Source organism: Marinomonas sp. ABL3_031, from assembly GCF_056161265.1.
The window spans coordinates 270,191-295,034 of the sequence record NZ_JBSWYU010000001.1; the positions used below are offsets into that span (position 1 = coordinate 270,191).

Sequence of the window (24,844 nt, forward strand, 5' to 3'; positions counted from 1 at the left end):
CTTGATATGAAACCAATGACACATCCCTTGTTCTGGCGTGATGAGCGGTTACCCTTTGTGGAATTGCGTCAGGTGTTGGATGGTCGTCTTGTCAGTTACGCTCCTCATTCCCATGAAACTTGGTCCATCGGAGCTATTTTGAATGGTCAGAGCGAATTTGTTTGTGCTGATCGATTGCATGCTGTTGAACAAGGTCATTTGGTGGTGATGAATCCTCAGGTGGTACACGCTTGTAACCCTAAACAATATTCACCTTGGGCCTATTATATGATGCACATCGATAAAGATTGGCTCGCAGCTCAATTGTTTTCTGATGGTCTAATTGCCAACCCTGAGTGGCAAGACAGTCAAGCAGATACCTTGTTTACCCCTGAGTATTTTGCAAGTTTTGTCGAGCTTTGTCGGCAGCTCATGTCAGATAGGCTTAATGTGACAGAGAAACGTCATATGACACGTTCAACCTTATTAAGGATTTGGCCAGAATTACAGGTGATAAAGACGGCGAGTTGCTCAACGCAACTGAAAGCAAATCCACTATATGATGTCGCCGATTATCTAAATCGTAACTGTTTCGATGATGCGCCAATCGCTCAGATCAGCGCACAATTTGGCTACAGTACTGGGTATTTAATGCGGGCTTTTAGGCGTCATTTTAATATGACACCTCATGCTTATCGAATTAATCGTCGTATTCAGCTAGGGCAAACGGCATTGAAAGCGGGTCGAAGTATCGTGGAAGTGGCCCATGAGGTAGGTTTTAATGATCAGGCGCATTTCCAGCGTAGCTTTAAGCAAAGAGTGGCAGCCACGCCTGATCAATACCGTCGTGTATTAAAACCATATAGCCAGACTACTGGCAGCTAATAAACCGCTCAGTGTACGATTAAGCAAACGCATCTTGGACGGGCTTTGAAAATACTGACCAAGTAACATTCCAATAACCACCCACACCCCTAAAGACAGCCAGCAAATTGGTAAATACAGTCCTGCGAAAATGAGCAACTGCTCAAACTCCCCATTAGGTATGTAAACAGCGATACCAGAAACCGAGGCCAGCCAAGCTTTCGGGTTGAGCCATTGAATCACTGCACCCATGATGAAATTCGGCGTCGACTCATCGTCTGTTACTTTTAGTTCACCATTGTCGCGGCATAATTGCCAGCTTAAATAGAGCAAAAAGGTGGTTCCTAACCCTCTTAATAGTAAGGTTAAATGCGGTAATAATGAGAGAGTTTGTTGTAGTGCTAAGCCGATGAGCAGAAACAGCAAGATAAAACCCAGTGTCGCGCCAGTTATGTAGTTAATTCCCGCTTTTGCACCAAAACGTGCGCTGCAACTGAGCGATACTAGGTTCACAGGGCCCGGAGAAAGGGACGCCACTAAGGCAAACAGCGACATGGAGACAAGTAAAGAGAGCGTCATGAGGACATTCCGTTATCAAACCAATGGAATCGCCATTATTGATATTACTGTGGATGACGTATTGCACAAAATTCACCTCTTAGTTTTCAATTTTCATTGAGCAAGGTATGCTCAAAGTACATTGTGCAATTTGTGCTCTAGACAACGGAGCGGAAGACCTCTGGAACCCAGTTATGTTGAAACGGATAGTAGTAATCTCGCTGGTGGCTTTGTCAGGAAGCTTAATGGCAAAAGCCACTCTTGCAGAGCAACAGGTAGCAACAAGTGAACAAAAGAAATTAACAGAGTTCAAGCAAGATGTGTTTGAACTAGAACGTAGTGTGGCTATCTTGCAACTGGCAAAAGCGTCAACAGAAGAGGTGAGCCATCTTCAACAAAAGCTTGCTGCTCAACAAGAACAGCAAGAGATTCTAATGAATGTGATGTTTTTATTGGTGGTGAGTCTTAGCTTGATGGCGTGGAAGTTGCGTGCGCTCACCAAGCAACAAGCCTTGTTAGGAAAAGAGGTGAAATCATGAATCACATCGCTCTGATGATTATCGATATGCAGCGAGGCATGTCTTGGCCTCAAGCAGGAGAGCGCAATAACCCACAGGCAGAACATAATATTGCTGAACTTTTGGCGCATTGGCGTGCTTACCAAGCGCCTGTTATTCATGTTCGTCACCTATCAACAGAGCCGGATTCTTTGTTTTGGCCGGAGCAAGAAGGTGTTTTATTTCAAGAAGCTTTCGAACCTCGTAACGATGAAAAAGTGGTTGAGAAAAGTGTGCCAGATGCTTTTGTTCATTCTGATCTGATCGACTGGTTGGCAGAGCAGCGTATAGACTCTTTGGTGATAGTCGGCGTAAGTACCAACAATTCGGTGGAATCCTGTGTGCGCTCAGCGGGCAATTTGGGCTTAAGGGTATATGTGGTGGACAAGGCCTGTTTTACATTTAATAAAGAAGATTTTTATGGTGTGTTACGCAGTGCTGATGAAGTACATGCCATGTCATTAGCAAACCTGCATGGTGAGTACGCCACTGTGATTGGCCAAGATGATGCTTTCACTTTATTGCCAAAAGACAAAGCAGAGTTAGGTGGTTGATCCTTGTTAGTTGTTTGATAATTGCTAGCCCACTACTCCACAACACACATGGGGGTTTTCGCAATCGGGTCTTGATGGATTTGTGCTTTAAGTGAGAACACCGATTTCAGCAGCTCCTTTGTTAGCACTTGCTCTGGTATGCCTTGTGTAACCACTTGCCCTTGCTTCATTACAATCAAATGATCACAGTAGCGAGCGGCTTGATTGATATCATGTAGCACCGTCACTATGGTTTTTCCTTGTTGATTTAGTTGTCGCAGTAAGTGCATGAGTTCTACTTGGTGATTGAGGTCCATATAAGTGGTTGGTTCATCAAGTAATAGATATGGAGTGTCTTGAGCGAGGGTCATGGCGAGCCAAACACGTTGGCGCTGACCACCAGACAGTTCACTGACCAATTGCTCGGCTAACTCACTGATCCCAGTTTCTTGCATCACACGTGCGATGATGGCTTTATCATCATGGCCAATTCGCCCCCAAAAACCACTGTATGGGCTGCGGCCATAAGCGACTAAATCTTTCACCAAAATGCCTTCAGGAATAGGTTGAGTTTGTGGTAACAAGGCCAATTGTTGGGCAAGCTGTTTAGAGGGAATTTGATGAATGGCTTTGCCCTGCCAAGTTACTTGTCCTTGCATGATAGGTAGCAAGCGCGCAAAGGCTTTTAATAAGGTCGATTTGCCACAACCATTGGGCCCTAATAGAGCCGTGATTTTGCCTTCGGGTAAGTTCAGATCAACGGATTTCACAATGGCTTGTTGATGATAGCCAACAGATAATTGGTGTGCGCATAAGGTCATAGCTTATCGAGTCCTGAGTAAAAGCCATAAGAAATAGGGAGCACCGATGATTGCGGTCATGATACCCGCAGGCAGTTCAATCGGAGGGTCTATGGTACGAGCCACTAAATCGGCTGTAAGGAGTAAGATAGCACCAATTAACATAGTGGCTGGCAAGAGTATTTGGTGTCGTCCGCCGATCAATTTACGCGTCAAATGCGGGGCTACCAAGCCCAAAAATCCAATTGGGCCACAAATGGCCACACAAGCTGCTGTGAGTGAAACCGCTAATGTTAACGTGGCTAATCGTATAAGCTGAGTTTGAGTGCCTAGACTGGTGGCCTGTTCATCACCCAATTGTATAAGATTCAAAGGCTTGGCAAGCCACAGCATAGGAAGCAATAAAACAAGCCAAGGCAATAATATGGCTAATTGAGTCCAGCCTCGTCCCCATAGACTGCCCGTTAGCCATAAGAGCGCATTGTTGATTTCAAGTGGTTTGACCAACATAAGGAAATCGATACAACTGGCATAAAACGCGGCCAAAGCCACGCCAGTAATGGCTAATTTAATGGTGCTGGTGCGCTGACCGCATAGCAACCATAGAATCAGAGCCGCACCAAAGCTGCCAAATAAGGCCACAAAGGGAAGCCAGCTGATGCTGGCTGCTGGAAAGAAGGTCATATAAATCACCGCCGCTAAGCCAGCGCCATGGTTTACCCCAAGAATATCCGGTGACGCCAAAGGGTTACGAATGACACCTTGAACCAGTGCACCAGCAAGGGCCATCAGCGCGCCGACCAGAAGAGCTAACATAATGCGCGGTAAGCGGTATTCATGAATCGTAAAATAATCGTTACTGCCAGGATCAAAAGCCGGGATAATGTTTTCTATTGGCACGGTAACCGCACCTAGGACTAAGCTGGCGGTCATTAACAGCAAGGTGATGAAAATCAGCAGGCTAAAGGTGATGGTCAGTCTCATAGGGTTTTCTTCCTTACCAAATAGATAAAGAAGGGTGCACCGATTAAGGCCAGAATCGCGCCAGCGGGTGTTTCCATAGGAAAAATAATAGTTCGGCTTAATACGTCTGATAACGCGACTAAACACGCCCCTAGCAGCATGGCGATAGGCAAAAAGCGGCGATGATCTTGGCCGCATAACAGCTTAGCCATGTGCGGTACCAACAATCCAACAAAACTAATTGTGCCCACCGCACTGAGTGACGCACCAACGAGCAACAAGACTAGGAAACTACCAGACAGTTTGACAATGGCTAGAGAGACCCCCAGATTACGAGCATTGTCGTCGCCCAACTGTAATAGATTTAAACTTGGCGAAAGGGCCATTGCGCCAAATAGAGCGCAACAGGCTATGGGCCAAAGTGTATCGAAAGTTTGCCATCTGGCATCGGTCAAGCTGCCGGCAAGCCAAGTCAGTACCGCTGCGGCTTGGTCTTCCTCTATGATGACTAATGCTTTGGTCAGCGCTGCACAAAGGGCGGAAATAGCCACACCCGCTAAGACTAATCGCCCTGCATCATTACCAGTGCGCCAAGCATTTCCCAGTAGCATGACTAAACTCCAGGCGACGCCACCGCCAATCATAGCGGCTACCGTGGTACCGAATAAGCCAAACCAAGGTGTGATAGTGGATACCAGTGCCATACCCAAAGCAGCCCCAGCATTGATTCCGAGTACCGAGGGAGAGGCAAGCGGGTTAAGGGTTACACCTTGCATAATGACGCCCGCCGCGGCAAGGCAAGCGCCCACTAATAATGCCACTAACACTCTGGGTAAACGTAAGTCGCGCACTATGTGTTGTGCAATGCTGTCTTGATCCAGATGGTATAGAGCTTGTAAGGCATCGCTTGGCGAAATGGGAATGATGGACCAACTAAACAAACTGATCCAAATAGTGCCTAACATGAATAGGCCTAATATAGCGCATTGGCCCGCATACTGGAGAGTATGAGTAACTGCTTTATTCATTTAGGGCGTAAGAATGTCGATCAAATCCAAACCCATGCGCTCGGCTGCCATGATGCCGCGACAACGTGACCAAGTGTTTGGGTTAACTTGGTAGATGTGTTGATTGCGGCTGGCTTGTAACACCTTGAATAAAGGTTCACTTCGCCATTTGTCTATGATGCTAGGTGTTACATAGTTCCCTATCACCAAATATTCTGGATTAATGGCAACCAGTTGTTCTAAGCCAGTTTGACGATAGGCAGAATCATCGCGTCCTGTCTCTGCATTAGACAATCCCAGTGCACGAATGACGCCGCCAGCATACGAGTCTTTGGTGTGAAGGAAAAGCGCATCATCGCGGGCAACGCCGAATTGAACTTCGATATTTTTTGGTAATTGAGCGGAAAATTGCGCCATGATTTGTTTGTGTTTTTGCAGACGGGCTTGCATTTCTTTGTCTTTACCAATGACTTTACCAATGATGCCAGCGGCTTTTAAATTGTCACGGTAAGTCTCGCGACGAGATGGCAAAATCAGGGTAGGGGCAATCTTTTGCAGATCGTCATAAACGGCTTCATGACGATTAATGTCGGCTATGATGAGATCAGGCTTTAACGAGGAAATCACTTCCATACTGGGTTGTGAACGTGTGCCTACCGAAGTCCAATCGCCGATAACAGCGCGCACATCAGCCAGCACTCTATCTTTGTCTTTATCATCGGCGATACCAACTGGGCTAACATTCACTGCCGCTAAGGCATCTGCAAAGGAAAATTCCAACACCACAATGCGTTTCGGCTGATAATCTAAACTGAATTCACCTTTGCTGTCTTCAACGGTAACAGCATGAGTCGCAAAAGAAACACAGCAAAACAATAGGGTGAATACAAAGGAAAAGAAGCATTTCATTGTAAGGCCTTGGAGGATGGAAAATCATGATAATAATAACACTTCTCAATAATATTTAAAGTGATAGGCGTGTTTGTTTAGTTGGGTGTTTGGCTTAGACATTGGTCTAAACAGAGTGTCCCTCTGCTAAGGAAAGGCGCACAATAAAATTAAGCAATTAAGTCACATAATAAGAAGACAAAGATTATGGCTGCTATTGATATCCCTGAAGTGCATAAATTCATTGATGTGACACCACCTTTTGCCAATTTATCTGCAGCTGAACGGAAGCAAATATTGGTGGGAGTGGCCATGGTGTACGTTCGTCAAGGGCAAACTATGTTACTTGATGGAGACAGTGCCACCGTGCATTTGATTCGTCGAGGAGCCTGTGAAATTCGTACGCCAAAAGGCGGCTTAGTTGATCAAATCGCTGACGGTGAGTGCTTTGGTGTGTCCAGTGTTATGGCACAAAATCCAGATGGTTTGCAGGTCGTCGCGATGGAAGATAGCCTAGTGTATCGTTTCGATAAAGCTAGTTTTAAAGACATGCTCTCTCGAAATGAAGCCTTTGGGCTTTTCTTTGAACATACCCAACATCACAGAAGACGTAAATTATCTCGTAGTCAGGACAAAGAGTTGGCTTCACCGGCGTTGCAATTGTCCACCTCGGTTGAACATATTATGACGCGTCAATTGATCACCGCCCAAGCCAGTGAGACAGTACAAATCATTGCCATGCGTATGACTGAAGCTCGAGTCAGTTCTATTTTGGTGGTAGAACACGATAAACTCATTGGTATCGTCACTGATCGCGATTTGCGTTCACGTATTTTAGCCTTAGGGGGGGCAGCTCAGAGTCTTGTTGCGGAGGTGATGACGACCACTCCTATCACTTTGGCCCCGTCAGCACTGGTTATGCAAGCACAAACCTTGATGAGTGAAAGTAATATACATCATTTGCCCATTGTGGAGACGGACAACAAGGTAATTGGCATGTTAACTGCAGCCGATTTGTTGCGTCATCAAGAGTTAAGTCCACTGTTATTCATTAATCAGATTCATCGCCAAACCTCGGTGGAAAGTCTGGTCAGGATTTGTCAGCAATGGCCGACTTTGATCATTAACTTGATTGTGACAGACATGAAGCCTGCTGATATTGGCAAGGTGCTAGCGACCGTCAGTGATAATTTGACCAAACGCTTGATTGAGTTAGCCTTAGTTGAGTTAGGAGAAGCGCCTATGGCGTTTCAGTTCTTAGTATTTGGATCGCAAGCGCGACGAGATCAGTCTCTTGGCAGTGATCAGGATAATGGCTTGATGTTGGCGAGAGAACCCAATGCTGAGGAGGCGGAATACTTTGCGCATCTGGCAGATTTTGTCTGCCAAGGCCTAGCGCAGTGTGGTATTCGCTTATGTCCTGGCAATATTATGGCGAGTAATGTGCAGTGGCGTAAAACGCGTCACGATTGGCAACAAGTGTTTGAAAAGTGGATTAAAAGTGCGGCTCCTAGTGCGTTATTGAATGCCAGTATATTCTTTGATTTGCGTTGTGTGTATGGCGATGATCAGTCGGTGCAAATCTTGATTGAAAATATGCAAAAAGAGGTGGCGAAAAACAGCATGTTTTTGGCAACTCTGACACGTACTGCCATTGCGAATAAACCGCCTTTGGGTTTTTTTCGCTCTTTTTTGTTGGAGTCGTCCGGTGAACACAAACATCAACTGGACTTGAAGCATCAGGGGTTGGCATTGATTAATGATCTGGCGCGTCTATATGGTTTGTCTTGCAAGGAATACCGAGAAGGTACAGTAGAACGTTTGGAGCAAGCCATTCGTGAACACTTGATCAGTGTGGATACCGCCCGTAATTTGATGGATGCTTGGGACCACTTAAACGGTCTGCGTTTGGAAGCGCAAAGTCATCATTGGCAAGCTTCGGGCACCGCCAGCGCTTACTTAGATCCGAAAAAGCTTAGCTCATTAGAAAGAAAGCATTTAAAAACCACCTTTGGCATCATTAGCGATGTGCAAGAAGTGGCTCAGCAACGCTTTATGCGAGGCTACAGTTAAATGTGGTGTCGCATACTAGAAAGTCTCAAATATTGGCGACAACAACGACACTCCATTCGTCGAACTTGGTTTGATTGGGAATATTTGGTTTTGGATATCGAAACTTCTGGCCTAAACCCTAAGCAAGATCATATTGTGAGTATTGGTTGGGTGTGCATAAAACAAGGAGCAATAGATTTGGACAGTGCACGCCATATTATTCTAGAAGAGGCACAAGTTGGAGAAAATGTAGGAATTCATATGATTACGGATTCAGACATTCAGCAATACGGAAAAAAACAAGAAAGCGCGCTACGCTTTTTGCGACACTTTTTACGAGGGCGGATTCTGGTTATGCATCATGCGCCCTTGGAAATTGGTTTTTTGAAAGCCGCTTGGAAACAGCATTTATTACCCAATTTTGGGCTCACTTGGTTGGATACCTTGATGTTAGAAAAAGCCAAGGCTGAGCGCGCCCAACAACCGATTCAAGAAGGTGGTTTTCGGTTAAATCAGTGCCGAGAACGGTATCATCTTCCTGATTATCAAGGTCATGATGCACTTACCGATGCGCTTGCTACAGCGGAGCTGTTATTGGCGCAAATTGCTTATCAAGGGAAGGGGTGTCGGCTATACGATTTGAGTGTCATGGCAGGCGGCAAAAGTCGGTTGGCCCCACGCTGATACCAACCGTGTTTCTTGTTTTTTTTGTTGAACCAGTTTATCGAGAATAGCTTGGTTCTAGTTCCCATTCTTCTGGCTTAGGTTCTGTGGCCAATACTTTTGGATTTTCTGACCAATGCAATAAACTCAACTCGCCGCTCGCGGATTCCGTGAGAGCGGTGCAGTGTTCTACCCAGTCGCCATCGTTACAATAGAGTGTTTGATCTTTGAGTTGAAAAGAAGCGAAATGAATATGGCCGCAAATATAGCCATCTAGCTTGTGACTTTTGGCGGATTTGAGTGCCGCGGTCTCAAAGCGCGCAATAAAGTCTTTGGCTTTACCAATATGACTTTTTACATAGCCTGCCAGTGACCAATAAGGTAAGCCTAAAAAGCGTCTTGCACCATTAATCCATTGATTGAGCGACAGCATTAAGCTGTGTGCTTTATCACCAATTGCCAGCATCAAAGGACTAATTTTTACCATCTGATCAAACTCGTCACCATGGCTGACGTAAAAGTGGCGGCCATCAGAGGTTTGATGTCGCGCATGCAGTTCAATTTTTACACCGGATAAGGTTTGTCCAGCAAATTGACGAAAAAAGGCGTCGTGGTTACCTGGAATGTAAGTTACCTTAGTGCCGGACTTCGCCATGGCTAAAATTTGTTCTACGACTGCATGGTGTGTGTCAATAAAATAAGCTTTATTTCGCATGGCTTGCAAGTCAATGATATCTCCCACCAGATACAAATGCTCCGTTTCAATATGCTGTAAAAAGTCGAGCAAATGCTTGGCCTGACAAGCTTTGGTGCCTAGATGCACATCGGAAATGAATACGGATCGATATCGGCTTTGCATAGCGCCTCCTCAAATGGAAATAGCCCTTTCATTCCATACCAGATTAGAGAGGCAATGTGACAGACTTGTGAGGACTTTATGACAGTTAGATCACAATTAGCCGATCATTTCTTGGCGTTCTTCCTGAGGGTTTGGTTGAAAGTAGATATGATTGCCACCGGTTTCTTTGGCGTGTTTTTTGGCTTGTGCAGCCAGTTCAGCCACTTGATGATGATTACGGCACTGGTAAGGATGAACAACGCCAATGGCCAGACTTAAGATAGGATGGAAGTGATGCTCACCATGGCGGTTTTTGGTCCAGACGCCGCCTTCTGATAGGGTATCAGTAGGGTAAAAATCGCGTACTTTAAGAGCAAATTCATCGAGTATGTTTTGGCATTGTTGTTGCCAGTTTTCATCGCCAAAAATGACCACAAAATCATCACCACCAATGTGACCAATAAAATTGTTATGACCGATCAAATCTTTGATTAAAGAACCGACCAATTGTATTACCGCGTCGCCTTTGGAATAACCGAAAAAGTCATTAAAGGGTTTGAAGTCGTTTAAATCAAAATAGGCAACATGAAATTCTTCACCTGATTCTAAACGTCGGCTGACTTCACGATGAATGGGAACATTACCTGGTAGCATAGTCAGTGGATTGGAGTAAGTGGCGTTTTGAATTTTGAGCTCAGTAATACGTTTTAGAAGATCTCTTAGATGCCCCGTTCCTATGTATTTGCCTTCACGGGTGACAATGATTTCATTGTTCAGTGTGTCAGCTTCTTGATTGGTCATCATATTGGAAACACGCGATAAACTGACATTACTTTCCACCATCAAAACGTCTTCAGACAATAGGTTTGTGACCGGTTTGTGCTCGTATAAAGCTCGACCATAGGGGGTAGAGAAGAGTTCATGCAACTGATGTCGACGAATAATGCCAATAGGAGTGTCTTGTTCATCTAATATGGGTAAGGCAACCAAATCTGTGTGCTTTTTAAAGGTCAAAGAAGCTTCGTCCAATAAGCAACTTGCCCCTAAACTGGGTGTTGGGCGACATAAGGTTTGTACCGTCTCGGCGTGGTCTATTTGAAACTGAGAGCGGCGTTGTGCTTGCTTAACTAAATAAGGATGGGTACTAAAGGCCGGTGTTTCGGTTGGGCGGCCTAAAAAGTAGCCTTGTCCATAATCAAGGCCTATTTCAATCACCTGATCAAGTTCTTGTTGTGTTTCAATACCCTCTGCAATAAGAATGCAATTAAGTCGTCGTGCTATGGTTAAGATAGAGCGCACAAACTCCCGTTTTATTTCGTCTTTATCGATACCTTGAATGAAATGTTTATCCACTTTGACAATGTCAGGTTGCAGTTCTGACCAAAGTCGTAATCCTGAATAGCCAACCCCCAAATCATCGATGGCTACTTGAAAGCCCATTTTACGGTAATGTTCAACACTGCTTCTGGGCAAACCATTGTGGTCGTATGGATGTTGTTCCGAAAGTTCTATGACAATATCTTGTTGATCAAGTCCGAGCTCTTTCAAAATGGCTAATGTCATGCCTGATTGATGTTCGGGTGAGCCTAGTAGAGAAGCACTAACATTGAGAAATAAGTGCCCTGATAAATCAAGTTTGGCAAATTTTGAAATTGCCTTTTCACGGCATAGTAACTCCAGCTTGTGAAGAAGTTCTTCGTTTTGCGCCAAGGTAAAAAGCGCATCTGGAGAAAATAGGCTGGAGTTTTTTGGTCCCCGAGATAAAGCTTCATGCCCGTAAATTTCACCACTGTTTAAATCATAGATAGGCTGAAAGTAAGGTGTGACCAAACCTTTGTTGAGTATCTTATGGAATAGCGTGGTGTCATCAAGCTGAATCATAATCTCTAATTACATCTTAGTTAAGAAAATGAGCAAGATTTTATGTCATATTTGTGACGCTTTAATGACGTTCAATTGACGATAAACAGAGGTTTTATCCTTATTTAGAGGATAATAATGGAGAAATTTAATTTAAGGATTGATCAAGGGAAAGGTAAGCAAAAGTTGGGAAAACTGCCTGTTACCGGATCGGTTTTTTATTTTAGCCTTTCGATCATCGGAAACCTCAGGCTCATCCTTGCTAAATAAATGACTATTTACTGTTACAAAGTATTAGTGCTGAGAGGCAGACTTCACGGAATGGTTGTGAATTAGGCTTGTAAAAAAAGCTTTTATACGTGCTTTGGTACTCTTAATAGCGAGAGCATAATAAGCACGACGTAATTCATATGCTTTTTCGACGTAGAAATCTGTGTCTAAGTTGCCAAAATGGTCGTAATGATAATCGTTTTTCATCATCTATCTCCTAAAAAATTGAATTCGTTTGATAGTATGAATAATAAAATCTGTTCAATTATTCGGCAAACGATCAAATTTCAGCAGATAGGTTAGAAAAATTCATCAAAGCGAACTTTGATTACTCAACAGGCGAAATTTCCCCGGTGGTATGCCTGTTGAACGCTTAAAAAACCGTGAAAAATAGCCTGGATCTTTGAAGCCAAGATCGTAACTGATTTCATCCACCGAACGTGCTGTGTAGATCAAACTGCGTTTGGCCTCAATAAGCAGTCTATCGTGAACCAATTCCAGCACACTTTTGTGAAAGGCCGCTTTACTGAGACGGTTCAAACGACTGGTTGAAGAACTGAGCGCCGCCGCGTAATCTTGTGTCGTCCAATGTTCTCGATAGTGCTTTTCGATCAGTTCTTTGAGCAATTGAAGGCGACTGCTTTCAGTGATGTCATTGTTATCGGCCACACCGTTTAACTGTTGCTGGCGATGTAATATTAACAATACGGCCTTGATTAAATACTCGCTCATTAAGCCTCTGTCCTCACGAATGTAGGATGACTCACTTTCTAATTGTTGCAGTAATGGCCAGAGCTCAGAGAAATGATTACGGTGACCATTGAAATTAATTTGGCTGGCTTGGCTGAGGAGTGGCTTGATAAATTTGGCGGCTTTTTCTTGATAAGCATCCTCTAGCAAAGGCTCGGCAATGCTAATAACACGTCCATCCGTATCGGGTGCGAAATGAAAACTGTGAACCACACCGGCGGGGACTATGATGGCCCAAGCGCCTAGTAGATTTTGCTGTTGCTCATCCAGTTGCACTTTTGCTTGACCAGATTTCAATATGAGAATTTGAAATAGCTGAGCATGACGATGTGGACTGATTTTCCAACCTAAATTGCTGCTTCGATCTTCAATGTCCTCAATATGAAAAAACTCTGGGTCATTGATCCAGCTGGATTCACCATAAAGGCCAAAATGCGGTATTTGATCTGCTTTCATAAGATGATTTTTTACATTTTTAATTGTTGTTTTTATTGGACTAAAATCTCTAAAACCCTCGTAATGGCAAGAAAAATAAGGTCCTCTAGTAAGAATGATGATTTTTAACTTTATCCATAAATGATCAAAAAGTACAATTTTTTGATCATTTTTCACCTAAACAAGTAAGCTCACGACTCCTATGATGGACGCATAGTAAGACATGACCTATTGGTCACATCTGATGAAGGTGTGAATAAGTCCACTGACTTTAGCGTGAGGATAACTTTCTCTTATTTGAGGTAAGTTTCGCAGACCAATATTGAACATATTGGCAACAAACTTAACAAAGAATAAAGAAAGCTTGGCCCTTGCCCTTCGGGTCTGTCAGAGATACGGCCTTTCCGTATTAAGAGTGCTTTAAGGTATTAACGTCCTGCTCACTCTTGTCTTGATAGGACATTTCTCTGATAAGACTGACGTTCAGAAGACGTACTCATACTTTCCTTCAATCAACTGACAAAAAAAATAAAGTAAGGTGAGAGAATATGAAAACACAAGTTGCGATTATTGGAGCGGGCCCATCGGGTTTGTTACTTGGTCAATTGTTATCTAAGCAAGGCATTGATAACGTCATTATCGAACGTGCATCGGGTGAATACATTCTTGGCCGCATTCGTGCTGGCGTATTAGAACAGGGTATGACGGACTTGCTGCGTGAAGCCGGTGTGGGTGAGCGCATGGACCGTGAAGGTCAGGTGCACACTGGTGTGGAATTGGCTTTTAATAATAAGCGAGTGCAAATTGAGTTGGAAGAACTCACTGGCGGCAGCACAGTTATGGTATATGGTCAAACAGAAGTGACCCGCGATCTTATGGATGCTCGTGCTGCAGCGGGGTTAACCACTTATTATGAATCCAGTAATGTAGAATTGCATGATGTAAAATCTGCGTCTCCATACGTTACTTTTGAGCAAAATGGTCAGCAACATCGTTTGGACTGTGACTATATTGCTGGTTGTGATGGCTTCCACGGCGTATCTCGTCAAACCATTCCGCAATCGTCGCGTAAAGAATTTGAGCGAGTTTTTCCTTTTGGTTGGCTGGGTATTTTGTCTGATACACCACCGGTGAACGAAGAATTAATTTATTGTAAAACCGACCGCGGTTTTGCCATGACCAGTATGCGCTCTGCCACACGTTCACGCTATTACATCCAAGTGCCTTTGACGGATAAAGTCGAAAACTGGAGTGATGATGATTTCTGGGCTGAATTAAAACGTCGTTTGCCTGATGATGTGGCTGAGAAATTGGTTACCGGGCCAAGCATTGAAAAGAGCATTGCGCCATTGCGTTCGTTTGTTTGCGAACCTATGCAATATGGCAATCTTTTCTTAGTCGGAGACGCCGCGCATATTGTTCCTCCTACAGGAGCGAAAGGTTTGAACTTAGCTGCATCTGACGTGGCCACCTTGTATAAAATTATGACACGTGTGTACAAAGATGGTGATAAAGAGTGCATTAATCAGTATTCGGATATTTGTTTACGCCGAGTCTGGAACGGTGAGCGTTTCTCTTGGTGGATGACCAATATGTTGCACGACTTTGGTGATGAGGCCGGAGAAGACAATGAGACTCATGATCGTTTTATGAGTTCGGAGTTGAATTTCTATACCGATAACGAAGCAGGGCGTCGTGTAATAGCCATGCAATATGTAGGTCTACCTTACGAAGATTTGCAGTAATCTGAAAAAACGACCTCAGAGTCTCTCTATGGAGACTATTCTGAGGTCGTTTTTTATTCGATACGTGTTAGCCAAGTAAACATGGCGTTGATGGCTTGTTTTGCCCAGTTGCTGGTGGCCAACTCTGTGGCTCTTTGCTGGTCTTTAGCAATGCCACGGGCACTGACTGTCCAAGATGCCAAAGGTGAATTGTTTGGACCATATAAGGCGAGAGTGCCTTCCTCGAACACATAGGATCGCCCAGACTGAGTTTCACTGTGTTGAGAGGTTTGGCTACTAAGACGAAACACTGCTGGGGACTTGGCGGTAAAACCATACTCGGATAAGGCACTGGCCAAAGCATTGGCCTGATTGGTTTGGGACGCATCCATACCATACTCTTGTAACGCCTGACTTAACTGTATTTCAATTTGTTCAACCTGATCTCTGGCACGGCCCGCAAGATGGCGTTCGGTCGAGTAGAGCTGTAATTCTTCCACGTAGGACTGACGTTGCGCAAAAGCGGGAATCAAGCGCATATAGATGGGCCAATCTTGAGTCGCCGCCGTTTGGCCTGAACCTGTGGTCAGTCCTGCGGCCAGTTTTATTATTACGCTGTCTTGTTCTGCAATGGCTTGTTTTAAGCGACTGACAATGCGCGCTCTATCAATTGACTGTAAAGCGTATACATATTGTTCACCAGCGAAACGTTGTTCGTTAATCGCTTGTTCCAGCTCAATAGGGGCGGTAGCGATTTGAGTGTATGCCGTTTGAATTTTGGCAACTTGCTGGTTGCCATTGTTCGAGGTGACTTGCGTATTTTGCGTACTGACTTGACTGACTTGGGTCTTCAGTTGTTGAGCAATTTGTCCATTGCCGTTTTGCTCGGCTTGAGCAAAAGCCAAGGCTAGATTGTCTATTTTAGGCGCACTGCCAACTCCGTATATATGGGTTGAACTTTTAGGTGGAGAGCTTACCCAATCTGGCAGCACATTGGTGGCTTTATTTGTTTGACTAAAACTGCCAAAACACCCACTCAGGCTGGCGGCAATAGTTGCCCATAATAACCACTTAATAGTACGCAATGTTGCCATTAGAAGAAGCCTTTATCAGCTAACTTTTTTATTTTCTTTTGACCGTTCCAAACTTCGCGATTGGTGGTCATGTCAATCAACTTTAGGTCCACTTGGTAGAAGCTGACGCGCTGATCTCCATTTGAGTCGACAATAGAATTAATGGTACCTGATAAAGCAAATCCGGCACCTTGTTCTAAACCAAATTGTGCTGCAGTGCCTGGTGCCGCATTCAATTCTTGGTCTTCGCGTTCGCTGCGAATGTCTTCACGCTCTGCCCCTGACACAACGAAGTCCACTTTTCCGGCACGCAATAGACTACGCTTAATATCATTGATGAAGGTATCCACCGGAATGTGTTCAGAAGATTTATTACGAATCGTTTGAATGATGACGGTAGGATTACCTTTTTGTGTGAAATTGAAGTCTCGGAACCAAGGAAACGTTAGCATATCTGTCATCATTTCTTCGGCCACTAAGCGAGAGTCTGTGTCGTTCCAACGATCAGACAAAGCCACTTCTTCATTGTCTCCGAGACGTTTAACGCTGCCGCTGCAGGCTGTCAGTATCAATGCCAACATTAGGGTCAGTAGTTTATGCCATGAAAAAGCTTGCCAATGTACTGTGGTTGTCAGTTGGTTTTTCATCGTCTTTTCCTTATGTCACCTTGTGAAAAGTGCGTCACCGACGCTATATGTTCTGGGTTAGTGTAATCAATTTAGTATGGATTACGTAAGTTCCATACTTTAATTTCATTATTCTTAAGTTGTATTTTACCCAATGTAAAGCTTTGGCCATTGGTTTCATACTCAGGACTATATTCCCCGGCGCTCAGGGCTTGGCGAGTTAATCTTACTTGCGCAGGCAAGGTTAACCAATTGCGAGTATCCGCAGCAGAAGACGCCATAACAGTGACTTGTCCGATCAAATTAAACAATAACGCGGTACTGTCGTCTTGAATTTCTGATGTGACTCGATAAGCCAACCAGGTGCGAATGACCTCACGTATCATGCTTTCGTATATGTCTCTTTGTGCGTTGGCGAGTTGTTCTTGAAAAGCAATGTCGGCTAATGACGTCATGCGCAAACTGTTGACGGTTTGCAAGGTAGAGTGCTGGGGAAAAATGAGTTTGGTAGAGTGAGAATCTAAAGTGAAGCGACGATAGTAGGGCACAGTAACACGGATGGATTGTGAGGCCAGCATTTTATCGATATTCGCTTGTTTGAGTTGTCCCCAAATACCTGATCCTAAGATAACCCGTTTGGTAAACACACCAGAAAATGCGCCCCAAGCTCCGCCGACTTTATAATTGGCAATCATATTAAGTGGATTAATGTCAGCATACACCATAGTAAACCAACGAAATGCATCGTTATCTTCCATGCGGCCACCCCCATGAAGTGGTTCAAGTACCAAGCTGGTTGACCAAGGTTCAGCATAGAGTAATAAAGAAAGCTCACTTTTATCGGGCATAAAGCCCTGATGTTCCAAAATAACCAATTCAGCGTCTTTGTCTTGATAGGTTTGCAATATTTTTTGCATGGCCGCAGGAAGATGTTGTTCAATGGCGGCATCGATTTCGGCGCGGCTGTAACCGCCTTTTTGCATCATACGAATGGCGTCTAGCCAAGCTCGTTCAGCCGTCATCGGGCTGAGTTCGTATTGTTTGGCGTAGCCCGCTTCATAAAGTTCTGCTGATTTCTGGTAACTGATGCGGGCATCATCGTATTCGCCACTGATTTCGTATTGTAGCCCCGCCATGTAGCGCGCCCAGGCGTCATCACGATAAAGGAAGTTATCACGGTCTAAACGACCTGTGTAAAAGCCGCTTAGCCAGCGAATGGCTTGCTCATAAAAAGCACTATCTTTTTTAGCATCTAAAGTTTGATAGCTAGGTGTTTGTGCTGAAATTTCGTTGAGTTTTATATCAATTCGGCGTACTTCAACGAGAGCAGAGTCTAATAATTGTTGTCTGGCTTGGCGAGATGTAGCACTTTCTGACAAGGCCAGATAATTGAGAGATTTTAAATAACTGATGTAGACTCTTTCGATACCGTTACCACGGTAATCACTTTGTCTTGGGTTGCTTAATAAAGCCCAAGAGCGGTTCGCCAAACTTTCTTTTAGAAACGTATCACTGAGCCTTTCGGCCTGCTCTAGGAGCTGGTTGCTGCGTTGGTAGTCACCCTGATTTTGCGCCAAAGTACCTATTTCTAAGTAATACAAGAGTTTGTCTTGACTGTTATCTAGAGCATTACTAAGGGGTGTTTCAGCGGCTTGCCATTCTCCTTGTTTGGCCAGTTTTAAACCTTCGTCTATGTCTTCGCGGTAGGTGGCACAGCCAGATAAGAGAATGGCGTATAGGCCAATTAATAGCCAGTAGTATAGCTTGCTCACTCTAGTATCCCTTTGCTAGAAATTGATTCACTATCAGTAGGCCAAATAAGGCGAAGCAACAGAGATACAAAAGTAGCCAGCGGGCTTTGAGACAATTAGGACAAGGTTTTTTCTTTTTACTCATCACAGCATCCATTTGAGATTACATCACACCTTGTTGGTATGCGCTTTTCCTATGCTATAAAAAAAGGAGGCTTAAGGCCTCCTTTTTTTATACAAATTTGTATCCAATATTACTGTTCGGTTTCAGTCTTTTGTTTTTGCAGACTTTCAACATATAAAGCATCAAAGTTGATTGGTGCAAGCATGATGGCTGGGAAGCTGCCTTTTACCACAATCGCGTCAATGTTTTCTCGCGCATATGGGAACAGAGTTGCAGGACAAAAAGCGCCTAGTGCATGATGCAATTGCTGATCGTCCAAGCCAGAAATAACGAACAAACCACCTTGTTGAACCTGTACTAGATAACCTGTTTCACCGCCATTTTTTACAGTAACCGTGATTTCTAGTACGACTTCGTAAACGTTCTCGCCAACCTGACGGCTTTTGGTATTAAGCTCAAGACCAACTTCTGGTTTCCATTCTTCTTGGAAAATCATAGGTGCGCGTGGTGACTCGAAAGAAATGTCTTTCAAAAATACACGTTGAAGAGACAATTGTGGTGTTGGAGCTTCTTGAGTTGCAGCGGTATCAGACATGCTAGTTCCTTGTTTGAATCATTTAATGTGTTATTTGCTATGGTTTATTAGGTGATATGAAGAATGCTTTATTGCGTCAATAATGTGTCTAATTTTTGTTCACGCTCTAGTGCATAAAGGTCATCGCATCCGCCAATATGTTGTTCGCCAATCCAGATTTGTGGAACGGTATGACGGCCACTTTTTTCCATCATTTCCTGACGAAGTTCTCGCTGACCATCAACGCGAATTTCATTAAATGCCACATTTTTGGCGCTTAACAGTTGTTTTGCTCTAACACAAAATGGGCAGTAGTCGCTTGAATAGATAGTTACCGTGGCCATAATTCACATTAACCTTTCACTAATGGGAGGTTTGACGATTGCCATTCGGCAATGCCGCCTTGCATCTTGTATACCTTGCTAAAGCCTTCTTTTTTAAGATCTTTAGCACTTGGACCGGCGGTAATGCCAGACTTACAAACCAAAATGATGGGGGCATCTTTGTATTTCTCAAGACGATGTAAACTTTCTTTCATTTTGGTGGCTGGAATATTTAATGCGCCAGTAATGTGGCCAGCATTGAATTCTTTTTCGGTACGAATATCGACCACAACCGCATCTTGTGTGTTCATCAAATTCGTTGCTGCAGAAGGCGTAACACCCTGAGCGCCACCTTTTCGTTCTACGAAAATTAAGGTGATTAGGATAGCGAAGAAGACAGCGACCATTTCCCAGTGGTTGATCGAAAATTCAATAAATTGATTCATCATAATTGCAAGGCCCATTTTTAAACTGGGAGCATTATACACGGCAAGATGAATCGGTACATACTCAGACTGAATGGTAGGCCAAAAATTCCGTTACAGCATCTAATATCTAATACTGCGACTACAAGTAATTGTCACGTTTCTCAGCGTTGGTGGAGTCGAAGATTTTATCGGCGTTGCCTTCAATAAAACTGTCGAATAGGGTGCCGTTTGGCATGGTGTGACGACGTGCAAATTCGTAGAAACAGCTTGGTATGCTAGCTTCTTTGTCATCGGAAAAATGATATTGAATCTTATCTGCCATGGTGGAAGATTGCTCTAAAAAGAGTTCCGCCGAGCCTTTTACCAAACCGCCAACTTCATTTAAGGAGTAGCCTTGTTCCAATAGTAATTGGTTCACTGACTCTATGCTATTCAGTTTAGTTAAGTGGTTGATGCTAACCGTAAAGTGATTGGCTTGTAACCCCATGCTGGTTAACCAAGCTGCGTATTCGCTGTGTTTGGCAAGGGCCTGATAATCAGTATGACTTGGTGTTGACCACAGCAGACCTGTGTAAAAAATGCTTGGATCTTGTACTGCGTCAGCGGGAATTTGAGCGATGTACTTGTGCAATATTTCCTGACAAGAGGAAGGTAATTCTTCGACCAGCAATTCGGAAAGAAAGATTTTTGGTGCGTTTTGATCGTCTGTGTGGCGATAACAGCGCGCTATTAGGTGTTTGCTCTCAAAACGAAAAGATCCGTATGCTTGGTAGCCAAGAGAGAGCAGTTGAGGCTCTAGTTTGTCTAAGCAGATAGGGGAATTATTGAAGGTTCGAAACGCCACATGATCATTCACCACTTTCTCACCCATATTGAGAAATAAGTTTTGAATGCTCAAGGCTTGTGGCGTGACTTTGATGTATTGCTGCCACAAAGCGTTGAAAAAATCCTGATACGCCATGAAAAAACTCCAAATAAGGTGAGGCTAATAAATGTGGATTAGGTCACTTTACTATAGGAGCCAAATCAATCACAAAAGTAAAAAAAGCATTTCCTAATGCAAAAATGTCTTATGAAAGTCTGCGTAAAAAATACTTATTAGACTGACATGCTTGAACAAGTTTGCAGCTCTATTAGCCGCTTTCTCGTTGTTTAGCTTATAGTGTCTCTTTTAGTTCTTTGGGGAGTAAACAAGTGTTGTCTTGCGGTCAATATGGTGTTTATTAAGTGGGCAGGAAAACTGCGATTTTTAGGGTGGGCCAAACCAACCACGCGTTTTAGTTTTACGTCATTTAAAGGGCGCAGACATACATCGGCGCGCCCTCTTGAAGAATGTTCAGGAATCAGCGAGATGCCTAAACCCGCAGCGACCAAGTCCAATGCGTATTCTTCGGTTTTCACTTGCGCACGAACATCTGTGGTGAGCTCTTGTTTTTGCATCAAGTAGTTCCAGGATTCCAGAATGTCACAAGGTGTTCTGGAGATAAAAGCTTGCTTATCAATTTGTTTGAGGGACACGGAAGGAAAGTCCGCCAACCAATGATCTAAAGGCATGGCGATCACATAATCGTCTTCCCATAAAGGGTAAAACACGTCTTCTTCTGTCGTGTATCTCTGGCAAGTAAAGCGTAAGTCGGCGCTTTCGGATTCATCGACTAACTTGAGTGTTAAGCCTGCTACCTCATCCAACATGGTTTTGATGACTTGACTGATGAGTGCTCCAGAGAGAAAAGGCGCCAGAGAAATGGACAAAGACAGAGGCGTCGGCGACTGACTGAATAACTGTTTCATAGCGCTCATGTCACTGACCATTTTACAAGCATGTGGGTAAAGTTGACTGCCGCTATCGGTGGCGGAAACGCCTTTAGAATGTCGCACAAAAAGTTTGGTGCCCACATCCTCTTCTAATTGCATTAGGGTATTGGAAATAGAGGGCTGTGCTACAAAGCAACGCTTGGCTGCAGCACTGAGGCTGCCTTCTTCGTATACGGCAATGAAATAACGTAGTGATCGAATGTCCATGCTAGCCTCTGCTGATCTAATCTCTTCAATATACCTATAGCTACCTATGCTTGCTATAAGAAAAAACTAGACCCTTACCAGTAAAAGCATATTTCTCATCTATGGCGTCACTGCGCTAAGGTGATGACATCTATTTTTCTTTCAATCTTTGCTGACCAATTCAATAGTTAGGAGTTCATCATGTCACTGTCTTGCTTAGAAACTTTGGGTGTTACTTCTCTCGTCTCTGGCGATACGTATTTTAGTGTACTCACAGGGACTCAACAGAGTTTGGGGGAAGGGACAAAATTTTCAGTGCAAAGTCCAATCGATGGTAAAACCCTATCAAACTTTGCCAATGCCACTGCGCAACAATTGCCAAACGTCAATCAAGAATTACAAGCGGCTTTTAAAGCCTTGCGCGTCATCCCGGCACCTCGTCGTGGTGAATTGGTACGTCGTATTGGTGAAGAGGCGCGTAAGTATAAGCAGGAGTTGGCGCAAGTTATCTCACTGGAAGCCGGTAAAATCATGCCAGAAGCCCTTGGCGAAGTGCAGGAATGGATCGATGTATGTGATTTTGCCGTAGGGCAATCGCGCATGTTACATGGTTTGTCCATTGTTTCTGAGCGTCCAGGTCACCGCATGATGGAGCAATGGCAACCCCTTGGTCCTGTGGCTGTCATCACCGCCTTTAACTTCCCTATGGCGGTTTGGTCATGGAACGCTATGTTGGGACTAATTTGTGGTGATCCGATCCTTTTAAAACCTTCTGAAAAAGCGCCCTTATGTGCTCTTGCTATGTACCAAATTGCACAGAATGTGTTGGCGGATATGCCGGATATTCCAAAAGCGTCTGTATCCGTGATGGTAGGTGGGCGCGATTTGGGCGAAGCCATTGCTGCCAGCGAGACTTTTCCTTTGGTATCGGCAACCGGTTCTACGGCTATGGGGCGTGCTGTGGCGCAAACCGTGGCCGCTCGCTTAGGTCGTTCTTTATTGGAGCTAGGTGGTAATAACGCCATGATAGTGTCAGATACGGCGGACTTGGAGTTGGCTTTGCGAGCCATTGTCTTTTCTGCAGCGGGTACGGCGGGTCAGCGTTGTACTACTTTGCGTCGTCTGATTTGTCATGAATCTGTTGTCGAAGGGTTGGTATCTCGCTTGGCCAAGTCTTACTCCTTTTTGCCCATTGGCAACCCTTTGACAGAGGGTACTTTGGTCGGTCCACTGATTGATGAAAACAGTTATAACCGTATGCAGTCTGCAATTGAAGCGGCCAAAGCCCAAGGCGGTGAGCTAGTGTGCGGCGGTCAACGTGTGACGCAAGGGGTTCCGGAAGGGGGCTTTTATGTGCAACCAGCCATAGTGCGAATTGCGCACGATGCGCCCATTGTGCATGAGGAAACCTTTGCACCTATCTTATATGTGTTGACCTACTCAGACTTTGCCGAGGCCATTGATATTCAAAACGAAGTAACACAAGGTCTGTCTTCGGCTGTATTCACTGAAAGCATGCGTGAAGCCGAATTCTTCATGTCTCCTGCTGGTTCTGACTGTGGCATTGCTAACGTTAATATTGGTACCTCTGGCGCTGAAATAGGTGGGGCATTTGGCGGTGAAAAAGACACCGGCGGTGGTCGAGAGTCTGGGTCGGATGCGTGGCGTAATTACATGCGTCGTACCACTAATACGGTCAACTATGGTGGTGATTTGCCATTGGCTCAGGGCATTGTGTTTGAGTAAGGCTGTCCAAGCTGGCTTGTACTAGGATCGTAATTCTTTGGTTGTGAGGTGAAGAGAAATGACGCAATCTCCTTGTCGATCATTGTGGCGTGATAGCGCACCTGCAATACCTACTTTATCTTACTTAGAAGGTGAGCATCAGGTTGAAGTAGTGATTGTCGGTGGTGGTTTCACCGGTCTTTCGACGGCACTTCATCTGGCCAAACAAGGTGTATCCGTTTCCGTTTTAGAGGCCAATGAAATTGGCTTTGGCGGTTCTGGCCGTAACGTCGGTTTGGTGAATGCAGGCGTTTGGTTGGAGCCGAAGTTATTGGATAAAACCCTTGGTAAGGCCGCGGGCAGGCGCATGTATGATGCACTTGCTGTGGCTCCAGATTATGTTTTCCAGTTAATTGCGGAATATGACATAGCGTGTGAAGCAACACGTCATGGTACGTTGCACGCCTCGGTAGGAAAGTCGGGCTTGGCTCAATTGCAGCGTCGTTGCCAACAGATGCAAGCGCGCGGTGCTCCTGTGTCTTTGCTAAGTGAACAAGAGGCGCAACAACGTATCGGATCAGACAAATTTAATGCTGCTTTGTTTGATCCAAGAGCGGGCACTATCCAGCCTTTGGCTTATGTTCGAGGTTTGGCGCGTGCCGCGTTGCAAGAAGGCGCGAGTATCTATGACGGTTCCCCTGTGACCGCTATAGAAAAGAGCCAAAATGGATGGCAAGTCAGTTCCAAACAGGGTTCGATACAAGCGGCAAAAGTGATTTTGGCAACCAATGCCTATTGTCAGGATGGTGTTGCGGATTTGGCCGGTAAGTTTGTGCCTATTGCTTATTCTCAACTCGCGAGCAAGCCATTAACCGAATCGCAATTGGCTCATATCCTGCCGAACAAAGAAGGCGTATGGGATACCTGTACCGTGATGAGTTCGTTTCGCTTAGATCAGGCGGGGCGTTTGATCTTCGGTGGCATGGGAGCTGAGGGGCGGGTGTTATCAAATTGGGCCAGTCAGCGTGTTACTGACATGTTTCCAATGCTAGAAAAAGTAGAGTGGGAGTTTTGTTGGACGGGAAACATTGCTTACAGTGCTGATCACTTGCCTCATTGCCAGCAATTAGAGCAAGGGCTTTGGTCTATCTCGGGTTACAGCGGGCGTGGAATTGGACCTGGTACGGTATTGGGGGCTGAGCTTGCTGATTGGCTAGTTGGAAAGCGAGAGCAATTATCTGTCCCAACGTCTACTCTGAAAGACATTCCTTTCCGTGAGATCCAAAGGCTGTTTTATGAACTGGGTGCGCAGACCTATCATTTGGGTCAACAAACTCATGCATTAAGCTGATTCAGGGTAAAGGCTGGAATGATAGTTTTATTTGCCTCTTTTTGGTGCGTTTTTACGCTATTTTTGCCTTTTATCAGTTGGGAAACGCCTCGTTATAGGATACAGTTGTTGGCTTATGTTTTTCATT

The 24,844-nt window shown here is 44.6% G+C and carries 24 protein-coding genes; 8 read left to right on the plus strand and 16 right to left on the minus strand.

Annotation, left to right across the window (positions count from 1 at the left end; all coding sequences use genetic code 11):
* Positions 1-6: 6 nt before the first annotated feature.
* A complete protein-coding gene (locus ACXAH2_RS01370; protein WP_475076036.1) occupies positions 7-864 on the plus strand; it encodes an AraC family transcriptional regulator in 858 nt (285 codons plus the stop codon).
* Here the strand turns inward: ACXAH2_RS01370 and ACXAH2_RS01375 are convergent.
* Positions 832-1,422, minus strand: coding sequence for a LysE family translocator (locus tag ACXAH2_RS01375; RefSeq protein ID WP_475076038.1), 591 nt, complete (start codon positions 1,420-1,422; stop codon positions 832-834). The two genes, ACXAH2_RS01370 and ACXAH2_RS01375, sit on opposite strands and share 33 nt — an antisense overlap.
* A gap of 107 nt (positions 1,423-1,529) precedes the next feature.
* Between ACXAH2_RS01375 and ACXAH2_RS01380 the strand changes: the two genes are divergently transcribed.
* Together ACXAH2_RS01380 and ACXAH2_RS01385 are read left to right on the plus strand one after the other, a co-directional pair.
* Positions 1,530-1,940, plus strand: coding sequence for a hypothetical protein (locus ACXAH2_RS01380; RefSeq protein WP_475076040.1), 411 nt, complete (start codon positions 1,530-1,532; stop codon positions 1,938-1,940).
* Positions 1,937-2,512, plus strand: a complete 576-nt coding sequence (locus tag ACXAH2_RS01385; protein ID WP_475076042.1) for a cysteine hydrolase family protein — start codon at positions 1,937-1,939, stop codon at positions 2,510-2,512. The genes ACXAH2_RS01380 and ACXAH2_RS01385 overlap by 4 nt, the downstream gene beginning before the upstream one ends.
* 32 nt (positions 2,513-2,544) lie before the next feature.
* On the opposite strand, the gene fecE is transcribed toward ACXAH2_RS01385, so the two are convergent.
* The 4 genes from fecE to ACXAH2_RS01405 all read right to left on the minus strand — a co-directional run bounded on the left by fecE (position 2,545) and on the right by ACXAH2_RS01405 (position 6,170).
* Positions 2,545-3,312 (minus strand): Fe(3+) dicitrate ABC transporter ATP-binding protein FecE, encoded by a 768-nt coding sequence (gene fecE, locus ACXAH2_RS01390; RefSeq protein WP_475076044.1) that lies wholly within the window; start codon positions 3,310-3,312, stop codon positions 2,545-2,547.
* A 3-nt stretch (positions 3,313-3,315) separates the two neighbouring features.
* A complete protein-coding gene (gene fecD / locus ACXAH2_RS01395; protein WP_475076046.1) occupies positions 3,316-4,275 on the minus strand; it encodes a Fe(3+) dicitrate ABC transporter permease subunit FecD in 960 nt (319 codons plus the stop codon).
* A complete protein-coding gene (locus ACXAH2_RS01400; RefSeq protein WP_475076048.1) occupies positions 4,272-5,219 on the minus strand; it encodes an iron chelate uptake ABC transporter family permease subunit in 948 nt (315 codons plus the stop codon). The genes fecD and ACXAH2_RS01400 overlap by 4 nt, the downstream gene beginning before the upstream one ends.
* Before the next feature lie 63 nt (positions 5,220-5,282).
* Positions 5,283-6,170 carry a Fe(3+) dicitrate ABC transporter substrate-binding protein gene (locus ACXAH2_RS01405; protein WP_475076050.1) on the minus strand — a complete coding sequence of 296 codons (888 nt, stop codon included), beginning with the start codon at positions 6,168-6,170 and terminating at the stop codon, positions 5,283-5,285.
* A 186-nt stretch (positions 6,171-6,356) separates the two neighbouring features.
* On the opposite strand from ACXAH2_RS01405, the gene ACXAH2_RS01410 reads away from it, so the two are divergent.
* Both ACXAH2_RS01410 and ACXAH2_RS01415 read left to right on the plus strand, forming a co-directional pair.
* Entirely contained in the window at positions 6,357-8,222 is a 1,866-nt protein-coding gene (locus ACXAH2_RS01410) for a DUF294 nucleotidyltransferase-like domain-containing protein (protein ID WP_475076053.1), read from the plus strand.
* Positions 8,223-8,885: a 3'-5' exonuclease gene (locus tag ACXAH2_RS01415; RefSeq protein ID WP_475076055.1), complete on the plus strand. Its 663-nt coding sequence runs from the start codon at positions 8,223-8,225 to the stop codon at positions 8,883-8,885. It abuts the gene before it with no gap.
* Positions 8,886-8,922: 37 nt separating this feature from the next.
* On the opposite strand, the gene ACXAH2_RS01420 is transcribed toward ACXAH2_RS01415, so the two are convergent.
* The 3 genes from ACXAH2_RS01420 to ACXAH2_RS01430 all read right to left on the minus strand — a co-directional run bounded on the left by ACXAH2_RS01420 (position 8,923) and on the right by ACXAH2_RS01430 (position 13,038).
* A complete protein-coding gene (locus ACXAH2_RS01420) occupies positions 8,923-9,723 on the minus strand; it encodes a UDP-2,3-diacylglucosamine diphosphatase (protein ID WP_475076056.1) in 801 nt (266 codons plus the stop codon).
* Between the two features lie 96 nt (positions 9,724-9,819).
* On the minus strand, positions 9,820-11,583 hold the full coding sequence (locus tag ACXAH2_RS01425) for an EAL domain-containing protein (protein ID WP_475076057.1): 1,764 nt from the start codon (positions 11,581-11,583) through the stop codon (positions 9,820-9,822).
* Positions 11,584-12,144: 561 nt separating this feature from the next.
* A complete protein-coding gene (locus ACXAH2_RS01430; RefSeq protein WP_475076059.1) occupies positions 12,145-13,038 on the minus strand; it encodes a helix-turn-helix domain-containing protein in 894 nt (297 codons plus the stop codon).
* A 527-nt stretch (positions 13,039-13,565) separates the two neighbouring features.
* On the opposite strand from ACXAH2_RS01430, the gene pobA reads away from it, so the two are divergent.
* Positions 13,566-14,762, plus strand: coding sequence for a 4-hydroxybenzoate 3-monooxygenase (pobA, locus tag ACXAH2_RS01435; protein WP_475076061.1), 1,197 nt, complete (start codon positions 13,566-13,568; stop codon positions 14,760-14,762).
* Between the two features lie 53 nt (positions 14,763-14,815).
* Here pobA and ACXAH2_RS01440 read toward each other — a convergent pair whose 3' ends face one another.
* The 8 genes from ACXAH2_RS01440 to ACXAH2_RS01475 form a co-directional block, all read right to left on the minus strand.
* Positions 14,816-15,835, minus strand: coding sequence for an LPP20 family lipoprotein (locus ACXAH2_RS01440; RefSeq protein ID WP_475076062.1), 1,020 nt, complete (start codon positions 15,833-15,835; stop codon positions 14,816-14,818).
* A complete protein-coding gene (locus tag ACXAH2_RS01445) occupies positions 15,835-16,461 on the minus strand; it encodes a penicillin-binding protein activator LpoB (protein ID WP_475076063.1) in 627 nt (208 codons plus the stop codon). Before ACXAH2_RS01445 ends, ACXAH2_RS01440 begins: the two co-directional genes overlap by 1 nt.
* A gap of 71 nt (positions 16,462-16,532) precedes the next feature.
* Complete coding sequence (locus ACXAH2_RS01450; RefSeq protein WP_475076065.1) at positions 16,533-18,212, minus strand: COG3014 family protein; 1,680 nt, start codon at positions 18,210-18,212, stop codon at positions 16,533-16,535.
* 233 nt (positions 18,213-18,445) lie between these two features.
* Positions 18,446-18,910 carry a protein-export chaperone SecB gene (gene secB, locus ACXAH2_RS01455; protein ID WP_475076067.1) on the minus strand — a complete coding sequence of 155 codons (465 nt, stop codon included), beginning with the start codon at positions 18,908-18,910 and terminating at the stop codon, positions 18,446-18,448.
* 68 nt (positions 18,911-18,978) lie between these two features.
* Entirely contained in the window at positions 18,979-19,233 is a 255-nt protein-coding gene (grxC, locus tag ACXAH2_RS01460; RefSeq protein WP_353667223.1) for a glutaredoxin 3, read from the minus strand.
* Positions 19,234-19,241: 8 nt separating this feature from the next.
* Positions 19,242-19,661, minus strand: coding sequence for a rhodanese-like domain-containing protein (locus ACXAH2_RS01465; protein ID WP_475076069.1), 420 nt, complete (start codon positions 19,659-19,661; stop codon positions 19,242-19,244).
* A 118-nt stretch (positions 19,662-19,779) separates the two neighbouring features.
* A complete protein-coding gene (locus ACXAH2_RS01470) occupies positions 19,780-20,601 on the minus strand; it encodes a 2-oxoadipate dioxygenase/decarboxylase family protein (RefSeq protein WP_475076071.1) in 822 nt (273 codons plus the stop codon).
* Between the two features lie 191 nt (positions 20,602-20,792).
* Entirely contained in the window at positions 20,793-21,662 is an 870-nt protein-coding gene (locus ACXAH2_RS01475) for a LysR family transcriptional regulator (RefSeq protein WP_475076073.1), read from the minus strand.
* 180 nt (positions 21,663-21,842) lie between these two features.
* On the opposite strand from ACXAH2_RS01475, the gene amaB reads away from it, so the two are divergent.
* Both amaB and ACXAH2_RS01485 read left to right on the plus strand, forming a co-directional pair.
* Positions 21,843-23,387 (plus strand): L-piperidine-6-carboxylate dehydrogenase, encoded by a 1,545-nt coding sequence (gene amaB / locus ACXAH2_RS01480; protein WP_475076074.1) that lies wholly within the window; start codon positions 21,843-21,845, stop codon positions 23,385-23,387.
* A 58-nt stretch (positions 23,388-23,445) separates the two neighbouring features.
* Positions 23,446-24,717: an NAD(P)/FAD-dependent oxidoreductase gene (locus ACXAH2_RS01485; RefSeq protein ID WP_475076075.1), complete on the plus strand. Its 1,272-nt coding sequence runs from the start codon at positions 23,446-23,448 to the stop codon at positions 24,715-24,717.
* Positions 24,718-24,844 lie beyond the last annotated feature (127 nt).

What these genes read in the sequence shown, in the direction of transcription:
- ACXAH2_RS01425 (WP_475076057.1), bottom strand. Translation starts at nt 11,583, where the DNA reads ATGATTCAGCTTGATGACACCACGCTATTCCATAAGATACTCAACAAA.
- ACXAH2_RS01400 (WP_475076048.1), bottom strand. Translation starts at nt 5,219, where the DNA reads ATGTTAGGCACTATTTGGATCAGTTTGTTTAGTTGGTCCATCATTCCC.
- ACXAH2_RS01485 (WP_475076075.1), top strand. Translation starts at nt 23,446, where the DNA reads ATGACGCAATCTCCTTGTCGATCATTGTGGCGTGATAGCGCACCTGCA.
- ACXAH2_RS01445 (WP_475076063.1), bottom strand. Translation starts at nt 16,461, where the DNA reads ATGAAAAACCAACTGACAACCACAGTACATTGGCAAGCTTTTTCATGG.
- ACXAH2_RS01405 (WP_475076050.1), bottom strand. Translation starts at nt 6,170, where the DNA reads ATGAAATGCTTCTTTTCCTTTGTATTCACCCTATTGTTTTGCTGTGTT.
- ACXAH2_RS01440 (WP_475076062.1), bottom strand. Translation starts at nt 15,835, where the DNA reads ATGGCAACATTGCGTACTATTAAGTGGTTATTATGGGCAACTATTGCC.
- ACXAH2_RS01465 (WP_475076069.1), bottom strand. Translation starts at nt 19,661, where the DNA reads ATGATGAATCAATTTATTGAATTTTCGATCAACCACTGGGAAATGGTC.
- ACXAH2_RS01385 (WP_475076042.1), top strand. Translation starts at nt 1,937, where the DNA reads ATGAATCACATCGCTCTGATGATTATCGATATGCAGCGAGGCATGTCT.
- ACXAH2_RS01475 (WP_475076073.1), bottom strand. Translation starts at nt 21,662, where the DNA reads ATGGACATTCGATCACTACGTTATTTCATTGCCGTATACGAAGAAGGC.
- fecD (WP_475076046.1), bottom strand. Translation starts at nt 4,275, where the DNA reads ATGAGACTGACCATCACCTTTAGCCTGCTGATTTTCATCACCTTGCTG.
- ACXAH2_RS01375 (WP_475076038.1), bottom strand. Translation starts at nt 1,422, where the DNA reads ATGACGCTCTCTTTACTTGTCTCCATGTCGCTGTTTGCCTTAGTGGCG.
- secB (WP_475076067.1), bottom strand. Translation starts at nt 18,910, where the DNA reads ATGTCTGATACCGCTGCAACTCAAGAAGCTCCAACACCACAATTGTCT.
- ACXAH2_RS01415 (WP_475076055.1), top strand. Translation starts at nt 8,223, where the DNA reads ATGTGGTGTCGCATACTAGAAAGTCTCAAATATTGGCGACAACAACGA.
- ACXAH2_RS01410 (WP_475076053.1), top strand. Translation starts at nt 6,357, where the DNA reads ATGGCTGCTATTGATATCCCTGAAGTGCATAAATTCATTGATGTGACA.
- ACXAH2_RS01420 (WP_475076056.1), bottom strand. Translation starts at nt 9,723, where the DNA reads ATGCAAAGCCGATATCGATCCGTATTCATTTCCGATGTGCATCTAGGC.
- ACXAH2_RS01430 (WP_475076059.1), bottom strand. Translation starts at nt 13,038, where the DNA reads ATGAAAGCAGATCAAATACCGCATTTTGGCCTTTATGGTGAATCCAGC.
- amaB (WP_475076074.1), top strand. Translation starts at nt 21,843, where the DNA reads ATGTCACTGTCTTGCTTAGAAACTTTGGGTGTTACTTCTCTCGTCTCT.
- pobA (WP_475076061.1), top strand. Translation starts at nt 13,566, where the DNA reads ATGAAAACACAAGTTGCGATTATTGGAGCGGGCCCATCGGGTTTGTTA.
- fecE (WP_475076044.1), bottom strand. Translation starts at nt 3,312, where the DNA reads ATGACCTTATGCGCACACCAATTATCTGTTGGCTATCATCAACAAGCC.
- ACXAH2_RS01370 (WP_475076036.1), top strand. Translation starts at nt 7, where the DNA reads ATGAAACCAATGACACATCCCTTGTTCTGGCGTGATGAGCGGTTACCC.
- ACXAH2_RS01470 (WP_475076071.1), bottom strand. Translation starts at nt 20,601, where the DNA reads ATGGCGTATCAGGATTTTTTCAACGCTTTGTGGCAGCAATACATCAAA.
- grxC (WP_353667223.1), bottom strand. Translation starts at nt 19,233, where the DNA reads ATGGCCACGGTAACTATCTATTCAAGCGACTACTGCCCATTTTGTGTT.
- ACXAH2_RS01380 (WP_475076040.1), top strand. Translation starts at nt 1,530, where the DNA reads ATGCTCAAAGTACATTGTGCAATTTGTGCTCTAGACAACGGAGCGGAA.